This window comes from Nocardia bhagyanarayanae, from assembly GCF_006716565.1.
GTDB lineage: Bacteria > Actinomycetota > Actinomycetes > Mycobacteriales > Mycobacteriaceae > Nocardia > Nocardia bhagyanarayanae.
The window spans coordinates 5,924,425-5,937,425 of record NZ_VFPG01000001.1; the positions used below are offsets into that span (position 1 = coordinate 5,924,425).

General features: G+C 68.3%; 2 protein-coding genes (1 of these 2 running past the window's edge). Both read right to left on the reverse strand.

Features of this window, described 5'->3' with window-relative positions; genetic code table 11:
* Positions 1 to 11,829, reverse strand: coding sequence for an SDR family NAD(P)-dependent oxidoreductase (locus tag FB390_RS26010; RefSeq protein ID WP_141811314.1), 11,829 nt, complete (start codon positions 11,827 to 11,829; stop codon positions 1 to 3).
* Positions 11,826 to 13,001, reverse strand: the end of a protein-coding gene (locus FB390_RS26015; RefSeq protein ID WP_185757174.1) for a type I polyketide synthase. Its footprint extends 20,361 nt past the window's final position; the window shows 1,176 of its 21,537 coding nt (coding positions 20,362–21,537); its start codon lies beyond the right edge, outside the window; its stop codon occupies positions 11,826 to 11,828. The genes FB390_RS26010 and FB390_RS26015 overlap by 4 nt, the downstream gene beginning before the upstream one ends.

The following is a 13,001-nucleotide window of genomic DNA, read 5'->3' on the forward strand; positions in this document are numbered from 1 at the left end:
TCATCGCGCCGCCTCGACGGTCGATTCGGCCGCCTTCGGCGCCGGGATGTAGCCGACCTCCGCACAGTGGGCCAAATAGACCTGGACCAGTTGCTCGATCGGCGGACAGTCGATGCCCGCCGCGCCGAGTACCCGCCGGGTATACGCGCAATCGGCGTAGGAGCTCTCCTCGTAGTGGATGTAGCCGAAGAGCTCGATGCCGTACTTGAACATCTCCAGGGTCTGGCTGTCGTAGACCTCGTCGGTGCCGCGGCGATAGATCTCCCGTTCGGTGACCCGGCGATGGAATTCCTCGAGCGGCACGAGATCTACCTGGTACCCCGCCTGTTGGACGTTGCGCACGACGTCGTAGTAGCGCCGGATATCCGGGTTGGTCAGGTGGTAGGTCTCCCGATAGGTCGGTCTGCGCAACCCGATGTGCACGATGGCCGCGCTGACATAGTCGACCGGGGAGATGTCCCAGTACACCGGCGTCAGCATGGTCTCGCCGCTCTCGATCATCGTCTTGAGGATGTCGTAGTAGGCGCCCTTGACGCTCACCTCCGAGAATGGGTACCGCCCGGTGACGCTGTCGCCCATGATGTTTCCCGGCCGTACGATGTCCCACAGCAGGCCACGCTCGCTCGCCGCCCTGATGAGTTTCTCGGACTCGTACTTCGTCTGCTGGTACGGCAGATGGTCGTAGCCCTGGCCCAATTCGAGGTCGCGCTCGGTGAACGGCGGGTTGTTGAAGTTGAGCCGGTCACCCAGTGCACTGAAGCTGGAGACGTACACGAGATACCTGCCCCGTGACTGGAGCGCGAAATCGATGGCGCGCCTGGTGCCTTCGACGTTGATCGGGGCCAGTGCGTCGTAGAAGGTGACGAGCGTGGTCCGGCCCGCGGCGTGAATGGTCAGATCGACCTCTTGCGCGATTCTGTGCCAGGTCGTCTCGTCCAGGCCGAACCGGTCCTTCGATACGTCACCGAGCAATGGCGTGACCCTGGCCGCGAAGGCGGCGTCGAGGGCGCCCTCCGGGTCGTAGGTGGCAAGGAAGTGCTTGATCCGTTTCTCGGCCCCGGCCAAGGAGGTGCCACGCACCAGGCAGGTCACCCGAACGTCGGTGTGCGCCAGCAGATCGTGCAGCACCTTGCCGCCGAGCACACCGGTGACGCCGGTGATGAAGACCGATTCCACCGCGATCGGTGCCTCCATGGTGACGACGGGGATGTCGTCCTGCACATCGACCGCGCGTGCGTCGGCCGTGCCCTGCGGAGCGCCGATCGACGGGGTCGCGGCCGCGATGATCCCTTCGGCGACGAGGTAGTCGGCGAGCGAGCTGATAGTCGGGTACAGCTCGATCGACTCCGCCGGAATCTTGACCTCGTGCAGCTTCATGAGCCGGTTCAGCATCCGCACCGTGGCCACGGAGTCGAATCCGAAGTCGACGAAATCCGCGTCCAGCTCGAGTTCCGCCGGATCCGTCTTGGTGAGATCGGCGAAGATATCGCGGATCTGCTCCCGCAGTAGGGCGCGCAGCTCATCGTCGGATTCCGCGGGCGCAGCGGGTTCCGGCTCGGCCGCGATCGGGAAAGCGGCCACCATGGCGCCGTCTCCGTCCCCGGTTTCGGTGGTGTTCGCCTCGCCCCCCTCCGAGATACTCTGCGCGGTCGCACCATTCGACCGGTGGCCATTACGCGGACCGGAACCGGTCAGCTGCGGGCTCTGCGCGACAACCGTCTTGGCGACGAGTTGCGAGGTCCCGGTGTCGTTTCGATCGACCTGCGAGGAATCGCGAGCGGTGGACTCGGTGCGGCGTCGGTAGTCCTCGGGCACGATCCAATGCCTGCGCCGCGCGAAGGCGTACGTGGGCAGGCTGACAATACGACCGAAGGGGCGCTCGTAAACCCGTTCCCACTCCACGGTCCACCCGCCGGCCCACAATTCGGCCGCGCGCGGCAGGTTGCCGGAGCGCAGCAGGCCGCGCATCTCGGTCCGGTCCGCCTCGGATTCACCGGGTAGCTCGTCGAGCTCGCGATGGGTGCGGGCCACGCCTCGGAACACCAGCAGCCCCGCCGCGGGCACGCGCGCGGCGGGATCGGCCGCACTCTCCAGCAGCTCGACCAGTTGCGCGGTCGAGGTGGCCACCACGGCAAGCCGATGCTCGAACGACACCCGGCCGACGGCCAGTGTCCAGGCCACGTCCGCGAGCGGCAGCGGGTTCTCCCGCAGCTGCCGAGCCAATCGGCCGACCGCCTCGGTCAGGCGATCGGCGTCGCGCGCCGACAGCATCACAAGCCGCGGCTGGTCATCCGCCTCCGACGGTGGGAGCTGGCCGGCGTCGGCGAGAATCACATGGGCATTCGACCCGCCCGCGCCGAACGAGCTGACAGCGGTGATTCGCGGTGTGCCGTCGTCGGGCCGCGGCCACGCGGTGGGTGTGTCGATGATCCGGAACGGGGTCGCGCCGAAGTCGATCGCCGGGTTCGACGGGTCGCTGTGCAGGTTCGGCGCCATCGTGTCGTGCCGCAGTTGCAGCAGCGCTTTCACCACGCCCGCCGCGCCCGCGGCCGCCTCCAGGTGCCCGACACTCGATTTCGCCGAGCCGATGCCGCAGTAGCCCCGCTCCGCCGTAGACCGGCGGTAGGCCCTGGTCAGCGCCGCTATCTCGATCGGATCACCCAGTGCGGTACCGGTGCCGTGTGCCTCGACGTAGCCGATGTCGCGGGCATCCACCCCGGCCGTGGTCAGGGCACGGCCGATGAGATCGGCCTGTGCCGTCGGATTCGGCACCGTGAACCCGTTGGTGCGGCCGCCGTGGTTGACGGCGCTGCCCCGGATCACGCCGTAGACCCGGTCTCCATCGGCGCGGGCATGCCGTAAAGGCTTGAGCACCAGGGTGACCACGCCCTCGCCAGGCACGTAGCCGTCACCGCCTGCGCCGAACGAGCGGCAGCGGCCATCGGTGGAGGCCCATCGCCCGTAGCCGAGCAACAAATACTTCCCGGGGTGAATCGACACATTCACGCCGCCCGCGAGGGCATAGGCGGATTCACCGCGGCGAAGACTCTCGCATGCGAGATGCAGGGCGGTCAGCGAGGCGGAACAGGCCGTGTCCACCGCCAGGCTCGGGCCGCTGAAGCCGAGGTGATACGAAACCCGGTTGGGGATGGCGAAATAGCCGGAGATCGGCACACCGACAAAGGCTTGGTACTCGGCGTACCCGACACCGGCGAAGACACCGGCGTCGACCAGTCCGCGCGCCCGCGCGCCCGCCCGCACTCGGTCCGGCGTGTAGCCTGCGTCTTCCAGAGCAGCCCAGGATGTTTCGAGGAACAGCCGCTGCTGCGGGTCCATCTCCTCGGCATCCTTGGGGGTGATACCGAAGAACCGTGCGTCGAACTTGTCGACGTCATCGATGAAGCCGCCCCAGCGCGCATAGGTGGTGCCGGGCTCGTCGGGGTCGTCGGAGTGCAAGGCGCGGTGGTCCCAGCGGTCCGGCGGCACCTCGATGATGCAGTCGCGGCCGGAAACCAGGTTGGCCCAGAACTCTTCGATATCCTGCGCCATCGGGAACCGGCCCGCCATACCGATGACGGCGATGTCGTCGTCCCGGTCGGGTGCGGGGCGAGCGGCCGGGCTGTCGACGGCGACCGTGGGGGTGGGGTTCGCCGGTGCGGTGGCGGAGGCCGGGGCATCGGGCGTGGACGGCCGGGTGGCCTCGGTGTGCAGTGCCACCAGCCGTTCCGGGTGCTCCTCGGCGAGGTAGCCCGCGAGATCCCGGACGGTTTGGTACTCGAAGAACAGGGTGCTCGGCAGTGCGCCGAAGTCCGTCTCGAGTCGATCGTTCATCCTGCTGATGAGTACCGAATCGATCCCGTAGTCCTGCAACGGAATACGTGTGCGAATCCGGTCCGCATCCAGTCGGCAGTACGCGGCGAGCAGGCCCTTCAGATACTCCTCCGCGATCTGCCCGAGGGGAGTCTCGTCGGCGGAGCGTGAACTGCCCGCTTCGGCGACGGGCGCCGACCGCGGCGCAGGTGTGGGTCGAAGTACCGGTTCGGCGACTGTTGTCGCTTCGGCGGCGATCTCGGGTGCGGTGCCCTCGGGCACCCAGCATCGTTCTCGCTCGAACTGGTATCCCGGTAGGTGTACCCGCTGCGCGAATCCCGCTGACCAGCCCGTGAACTCGACTCGCTCTCCCGCGACCCATCGCCGCGCGGTCTCGATCGGATCAGCGAGCACCGTCGCGGAAGGTTCGGGCACGGCGGTGTCGTGGACCAGCCCGGTGACAACACTTGCCGGAGTGTCGCCTTCGACGAAGTCGGCCAGCCGAGCTGCGAGGCCGTCGACAGAATCCGCGACGATCGCGAGGCGGTGCTCGAAGTGGGCTCGGCCGAAGGCGAAGGTACGCGCGATATCCGGGAGCATGACCTCCGGATGCGCGGCCAGATGCCTGCGCAATGCCCGCGCCGCGCGGCCGAGGCTGCCCGCCGTGCGAGCCGAGAGCACCACCACTTGCGGTCCATCGCTTCCGGTGGACCGATGCGGTGCCCGGACCGACGGGTAGTCGTCTACGACGAGATGGGCATTGGTGCCGCTGAATCCGAAGGAGCTCACCGCGGCGCGGCGCGGCCCCTCCGGCCACGCACGCAGGTCGGTATTGACGAAGAACGGCGAATTCGCCAGATCCAGTAGTGGATTGACCGACTCGACGTGCAATGAGGGTGGAATCTGCCCGGCACGCATGGCCAACAGCACCTTGAACAGGCTCGCCATCCCGGCCGCGTGCGAGGCGTGACCGATATTCGACTTCACCGAGCCGATCGGGATGGTGCCCACCGTGTCGGTGTAGCGGCGGAATGCCGACGTGAGCGCCGATACTTCGATCGGGTCGCCCAATCGTGTTCCGGTGCCATGCGTTTCGATATAGCCGATACTCGACGGATCGATACCGTTGGTCCGATAGACGTCGAGTTCCAGCTCGGCTTGGGAGCGTGTGCTCGGCGCGGTGATGCCGTTGGTGCGACCGTCGTGGTTCACCCCGATGCCGCGGATCACTCCCCGGATCGGGTCGCCGTCGCGTTCGGCCGCGGCCAGCGGCTTCAATACCACCACGCCGACGCCTTCGGCGATCACGAACCCGTCCGCGGCCGCGTCGAAGCTCGCGCAGCGGCCGTGTGGCGACAGCATCCCCATCGACGAGGCCAGCAGGTGGTACTCGGGCGTCACGAAGACGGCAACCCCACCCGCCAGCGCGAGATCGGATTCACCGGTGGCGAGGCTGCGGCAGGCCTGGTGCACCGCGACCAACGCCGACGAGCAGGCGGTATCCAGCCCGAGACACGGTCCGGTGAGATCGAGGTGGTAGGCCACTCTGGCGGGCAGGATGGCCGGGCTGTTCCCGGTGAACATATGGTGCGAGCCGAACCCGGCGCGGTCGCGCAGCAGCGTCGCGTAGTCGGATCCGGGCGAGCCCGCGAATACACCACACCGGCTGCGCCGCAATGATTTCGGATCGATCGCCGCGTCTTCCAGCGCCAGCCAGCTGTGTTCGAGGAACAACCGCTGCTGCGGGTCCATATAGTCGGCCTCGGCGGGCACCATATCGAAGAACGTCGGATCGAAGCGGTCGATATCGTCGAGGAATCCGCCCCATTTCGAGTAGGTCCTGCCGGGCGTCACCGGTCCCGGCCGGAAATGGTCGGCGATCGGCCACCGCGACGGCGGCACCTCGGTCACCGCGTCCCGTCCCTCGGCGAGGTTTCGCCAGAATTCGTCGAGATTCGCGGCGCCGGGGAACCGGCCCGACATTCCGATGACAGCGATATCCATCGACTGCGTCGCCGTCCTTTCAGAAGGGATCGACGGTGCGATCGCGGGGCGGACGGATGCTGCCGTGGCGGCCGGTGTGGTGGTGCCGGGCGCCGAGATGGCTGCTGATGGCGCGTCGGTGGGGGCCGCGGCGGGGATCGCGCCCTCGTCTGCGATCCGGCGGCTCAGTTGCCGCACCGACGGGTGATCGAAGACCACCGTCGGCCGCAGTGACAACCCGTAGCGGGCATTGACCCGGTCGATGATCTTGACAGCGAGAATCGAGTCGACGCCGTATTCGGACAGCGGCAGCCCCGGGTGCACTTCGGCGCCCGATACCCCCAGCCCCTCCGCGACCATGCCGGTGACCTCGGCCTCCAGGCGCGAAATATCCACCGCGTCCACATGATCGGGCGATGTGGACGGGGTCGCGATGCCAACCGCATCCTGCTGCGGCAGTTCGGCCACGAGCGCGGGCACGGAGTCGCTCACCCCCGCCAGCAGGCGGAAACTCGGCTCCGTGTCGGCGGACAGCCCGGGACCCCAAGCCCGCACGCCGGTGTAGCCCGCGTTCGCCAGCGCGACACGCCACTGGTCCTCGGAAAGCAACGGCGAGTGCGCGATTCGCAGTTCGGGATCCCGATACCCGTGCCAGCCGTCGAGCAGTCCGAAGGTCAGCGCGAGCACCTCGAGATCGGTGGTCGCCTCGGTGAACGCCAGCACACCCGACGGCGCGAGCAGACGGCGGACATGATGCAGTGCGGGTCCGATCGCCCGCACCGCGTGTAAGACGTTGGCACACACCACGAGGTCGGCGCTCTCGACCGGGAAGCCCTGCGTCACCGGATCGGCCTCGATATCCAGCACCCCGAAACGCATTTCGGCTCGGTCGGGGAAGGTGCGCCTGCCGTGCGCGACGAAGCTCTGCGACACGTCGGTGTAGTGGTATTCGAACGACGCACCGGAGGCGACCAGTGCGGATACCACGGCGTGCGTCGAGCCGCCGGTGCCCGCGCCGACCTCCACCACCCGCAGCGGCGCGGCATTGCCGGTCCGCTCCTGCGCGAGGGCCGCCACCAGATCGGCGAGCAGGCCGTTGGCGAAGTCATAGGCCGCGTTCCCCCGGTAGATCGCACCGACCAAATCGAGTTCGCCGCGCGGGAACAGCACCTCGGTCGCCGCCAGCTCGCCGCGCAGCACCCGTGGGTAGGCGGCCAGGCAGGCGTCGACCAGCGTCACATACGGTTCGGTCTGGGGGAATCGGGCGAGCAGGTCCGCGCGCATCCACGTCGTTCCCGGTGGTGGCCCGGTAACCACGATGGCGTCGCCCTCGCCGCGCACCAATCCGTGCCGGAGCAGGATGTCGAGGCAGCTGGTGAGCAGTCGCCGGAAGCTTGGCAGCGCACCGATTCGACCGAGCACCGATTCGACCGACCACTCCCCCGTCGTAAGTCCAAGGTCGGCCAGTACGCCGAACAGTCGCATCGCCGCGTAGCGCCCCAGCTCCGTTTGTCCGGGCTCGACGATCCCGCCCTGGCGCGGGGTGGACTCGAATCGTGCCACCGCCGCGGCGAATCCCGACTTCGGTGGCGCGATGATCCAGTAATCCCGTTGCTCGAACGGGTAGCCGGGCAGCGGTATCCGTCGGGCTGGTTCGGTCCAGTCGATCGCGGCTCCCGCGACCCACTGTCGTGCCACCTGTTCGGGGGACGTCGCCGACCCGAGTTCCGCCGACCGCGTGGAAGCGCCCAGCGCTCCGGTCACCACGGGGCTCGCCTGGTCGCCGAGGTATTGCTCGAGCGCGGTTGCCACCGCATGGGGGCTGGTCGCGACGACCGCGAGCCGATACCCGAGCGCGGGCCTGCCGACCTGCAGCGTGCGCACCGCATCGGCGAAATCGGCGGGATCCAGCGCGCGGAAATGCCGCGCCATCGTCTCGGCATAGCGCCGGAGCTGACCGGCCGACCGCGCCGAAAGAACGAAGACCTCCGGTTCGCCCGTCGCCGCGGGCCGCGCCCGCTGGTCGATGAACTCCGAGAGCACCACATGGGCATTCGCACCGCCCGCGCCGAATGCGCTGATCCCCGCACGACGCGGCGCCGCGATGCCGTCGACGGTTGCGCGCGGCCAGTCTTCGAGCTGCTGCGGCAGGTGGAACGGCACCGTGTCGAACGCGACCGCGGGATTGAGCTGTGCCGCATGCAAGGTCGGCGCGATGCGGCCGTGCCGGAATTGCAGCAGCACCCTGGTGAGGCCCGCGATACCCGCGGCCGCCTCCAGATGCCCGATATTCGATTTGGTCGAGCCGAGCGCACGCTGCCGCCCCTCGCCGCCGGGTTGCCCGAATACCGTTGCCAGGCCAGCGATTTCGATCGGATCGCCGAGGGCGGTGCCGGTGCCGTGCGCCTCGAGGTAGCCGATCGTCCCTGGTTCGACTCCGGCCGCGCGTAGCGCCTCGCTGATCACCTCGGCCTGCGCCCCGGGATGGGGCACGCTGTACCCGGCGGTCTGCCCCCCGTGATTCACCGCGCTGCCCAGCACCAAGCCGTGGATGGTGTCGCCGTCGGCGAGGGCGGTGCGCAGCGGTTTGAGATAGACCGCGCCAACCCCTTCGCCGGGCACGTAACCGTCGGCCCCCGCGCCGAACGGCCTGCACCTGCCGGTGTCCGACACCATTCCCAAACTGCTCAGCAGCAGAAACTTGTCCTGGTGCAGCAGCAGGTTCACACCGCCGACGATCGCCGCGTCGCACTCGCCGTCCAGCAGACTGCGCCGGGCCAGATGCAGCGCGGTGAGGGACGCCGAACACGCCGTGTCCACGGTGAGGCTCGGCCCGCGCAGGCCGAGAGAGTACGACGTCCGGTTGGCAATGGACGACGGAATCGATGCCACTGCGACCGGATCGCCGTGACGCGTGGCCTCCACGCCGAGCAGTCGGTAGTCGCTCCACGTCGCGCCGACGAACACGCCGACCCGCCGATCCCGGACGGCAGGATCCTCGTGGTGGTAGCCCGCGTGTTCGAGCGCCGCGTACGCCTGCTGGAGGAACAGCCGCTCCTGCGGATCCATGAGCGGGGCGTGTGCGGGCGGAATTCGAAAGAACTGCGGATCGAAACCGGCCACATCCCGCAGGAATCCACCCGTCATCGGCGGGGCGCCCGCCGAGTGCTCGGCGGCGGTGAGCCACCACCGTTGCGCCGGAACGGGTCCGACCGCGTCGTGTCCGTCGCGCAGGTTGCGCCAGAACTCGTCGAGGGTGTCGGCATCCGGGTAGCGGCCGCTGAAACCGACGATGGCGAGGGTGGTTTCGTCCTCTGCTCGGCTACTCTGCGGTACGGGATCGGCGGGTGTGCCGGAATTCCCCGAGGGTATCTCGGTCGGTCTCGCCGCGGGGGTTGTCGGATCCGTACGCAGTCGTGCACGCACGGTGTCCGCGTCGCCCCAGATACAGGCCACTTGGGCGCGATCGGCCGACGCGGACGACATCAGCAGATCCAGCCCGATGTCGGTAGGCAGCAGACCGATTCCGGCTCGGCGCAGCGCCTCGATCTGCTCGGTGGGCGGGCGCATCCCGCCCTCGGCCCACAGCGGCCAATTGATGCTGATCACCCGGGGTGATCCCGCGGTGTGATCGCGCAGTTCGGCGAAGGCATCGAGATACCGGTTCGCCGCCGCGTAATCCGCTTGGCCCGGATTGCCCAGGACTGCGGAGACCGACGAGAACAGCATCATCAGGCGAGCCTCCGGGACAGCCCTGATCAGCCACTCGGCACCGCAGAGTTTCGGCGCGAGAACGGATCTCGCCGCTTCACCGGGGGTGCTGGCGACCAAACCGTCGCGCAACTCTCCGGCGCCGTGGTACACGGCGTCGATACGTCCGAAGGTGGCGCGTGCGATCGCAACGGCGCGCTCGACGTCGGCGGCGTCGGAGATGTCGGCCCGTACGTGAACGGCTTCGCCGCCGAGGCCGGCGATCTCGGCGAGCAGCCTTGCCCCGGACTCGTCGAGCGGACCGCGCGATACCAATACCAGCCTGGCTCGGTACTCGCGGGCGAGCCTGCGGGCGAGCTGTTTGCCGATGCCACCGAAGCCGCCGGTGACCATCGCCACCAGGCGTTGTTCGAGCTGTGGGGCGGTCGTTCCCGTCGCGGCGACGGAGAATTCGCGTGGCGTCCGGACCTCGCGGCGGCCCGCGCGGTAGCGGATCTCGGTCGCCGAGTCGTGATCTATGGCGAGCTCGGTAGCGATCACGGCGTCGAAATCGGCTGCCTTATCACACAGTACGGCCCGGACAATCGGCCGGGGCAGTTCGAGCTGGACGGTGCGCGCGAATCCACCGATCAGTGCGCTGCTGAGCGTTCCCGGGGTGGACGCTGCCGAAAGGGCCAGTACACGGTGCACAGGTGCGTCCGGCGCATCCGCCATGGCTCGCACCAACTCGCGCAGCGGGAGGTACACCTGCTCCGTGATCCGGTGCGGGTCGATCTCGGCTCCGGCGAGGCGTTCGCCCCACAGGTACACCGCCGCGTCGAAGGAGAGGCGTCGGGTGGACAGCTCGGTGAGCAGTGACCGCAGGTGCTGTGGGTCGGCGGGATCGACAACGAATTCGGAGGTTCCGGAGACGAATTCATCACCGGGCCGAACCCGGATGACCGTTGCCCGTCCCCGGTGCCGATACGGCCGGTCCGCGGTGTCGAAGACGAGCAGGCTGCCGGGTTCCCGCCGCGGATGTGGCGAATCCGCAGGCTGCCACTCGAATCCGAAGGTGATCAGGCTGTCGCGGTGCGGTTCGGTCGGTTGCACTGCCACCGGCTCCGTCGTGGCCGCACGGTATCGCGAGCCGACGGTGTCGGCCAGATGCCCCGCGAGCGCATCGATGGTCTGGTACTCGAACAGCAGAGTCGGGTAGAGCGGTTCACCGACCCGCGCCTCCAACTCCGAGGTCAACCGCAGTAGTCGGCTCGAATCGAGTCCCAGTTCATAGAAACCCACGTCGGTCGCGATGCCGGTGGAGTCGACGGCCATCTCGGCGGCGACGAGCGCCGCCAGATCCGCGGTGATCACCGCGAGCGGATCCCGCGTATCCGCCCGATGGCTCGGCGCGGATTCGGTGTGGGCCGATGCCGGTCCGATCGGACCGGTCGAAGCCGCGACCGGTGACATCGTCGCCGTCGGCTGTGCCGCGTCGGACTCGGTCAGCAACCGATGGATATCCGCGCTGCCTCGAACGCGTTTGGAGGTCAGCCGGTACTCCGCGATCGCGCGGCCGGCATCGTCGTACAGCTGCACATCCGCCCGCAACAGATCCTGTGCGTGGCCGCGGACCGCGGCACGCACGAATACCCGCTCCGGCGTCGGGCGCCACGCCCGGACCTCGCTGAAGTGGATCGGAATGAACGCGCTGTCGTCATCGATGCCCAGTCGACGCGGATCGACGAACGGCACGATCGTCGACGCGTCCAAGAACGTCGGATGCAGCAGGAATCCGGGCAGGGACGCCGCCCCTTCCGCACCGAGCGTCAGCTCCGCGGTCACCACATCCTCATGGCGACCGAAAATGCCTGCGGCGCGCATGAAATCGCGATGCTCGATGCCACGACTACCGCTCTGCCGATACATCTCGTCCAGGCCACGGGCCGCGACCAGCGCGGCCCGGAGCGCACCCGGCTCCGCGGGTTCCGGATCGGAGAATGAATCAGGATGCGCGACGACGCATTCGGCGATCAACTCGATCGGACCGGTCGGCACGCCCGAGTCGAGCCGCTGCACATCGATGCGAACGCGACCGCTACTCGCCTCCACCCGGAACGCGATGCGGACCGCGCCGCCGGTGTCCAACGCGACCGGCCGATGGAAGAACGCCTCCCGGATCACCAGGTCCGCAGGTGCGTGGCCGGCCGCCATCGCGGCACGCATGATCATGTCGAGATATACCACGCCGGGCAGGATCCGCACGCCGTGCACCCGATGGTCGCGCACCACGGGATCGTCCGCGAGGACGGTGGTGGCAAAGCTGTTCAGCTCGATCCCACTCATACCAGCGGCTCCACACGCAGAAAGGACGTGGTGGGCGCCGAAGGTAGCACGATCCGGGACCCGGGATCAGTCGATCTGCTCGGAACCGTTTTCGGCAGCATGAAGCTCCTCTTGCGGAAGACGGGAGGCGACAGCGGGTTACGCACCGGACGGTGCGCCGCAGGCGCCTCTTCGACGATCAGGTGTGCGTTGGTGCCGCCGAACCCGAACGAGCTGACGCCCGCGGCACGGGGCCTGCCGTCGGCGCTGCGCCACGGGCGCAGCTCGCGGTTGATGTACAGCGGTGACCCGGTGAACGCGAAACGCGGATTGAGGTTCTCGCAATGCAGCGAAGGCGGCAGCGCGCCATGGTGCACCGCGAGAATCGTTTTCACCGCGCCGGCGATCCCGGCGGCCGAAAGCAGATGGCCGATATTGGTTTTCACACTGCCGACCGCGCACGGCTCCGGACCGCGGGAACGGTCGCCGAGCACGGTCGCCAAGGCCTTCAGTTCGATCGGATCACCGATCATGGTGCCGGTGCCATGTGCTTCGACGTAGCTCAGTGCGTCGGGCGACATGCCCGCCGCGTCGAGGGCGGCGGTGATGACCTCGATCTGCGCGTGCATATTGGGGGTGGTGATGCCCATCGTGTGCCCGTCGTTGCCGATCGCCGAGCCGCGCAGCACCGCGTAGATCCGGTCCCCGTCGCGGACCGCGTCGTCGAGTCGCTTGAGCAGCAGCAGTGCCGCGCCCTCGCCCGGCACGAAACCGTCGGCGTGCTCGGAGAAGGTGGCGCAACGACCGTTCGGGGACAGCACGCCTGCCGCGGCCAGCGTCAGGAACGGCGTCTCGTCCAACAGCACCTCGACGCCACCCGCCAATGCCGCGTCGAGTTCGCCCGCGCGCAGCGCCTGACAGGCCAGGTGCACCGATACCAGCGACGACGAGCAGGCGCTGTCCAGTATCAGATTGCCCGCGTGCCAATCGAAGTAGTCGGAGATGCGGGCGGCGATGAAGTTCTGCCCGATGCCGACGATAGTGTGCCGGTCGGCGACCGGGATGCGGTTGAAGTAGTTGGCCGTGCGGCTGCCCGCGTACACCCCGATCCGGCGGCCCGCGAGTTCGTCGCGGCGATATCCGGCATCCGCGGTGGCCAGGACGGACGCTTCCAATAGCAACCGCTGCAGGGG

What these genes read in the sequence shown, in the direction of transcription:
- FB390_RS26010 (WP_141811314.1), bottom strand. Translation starts at nt 11,829, where the DNA reads ATGAGTGGGATCGAGCTGAACAGCTTTGCCACCACCGTCCTCGCGGAC.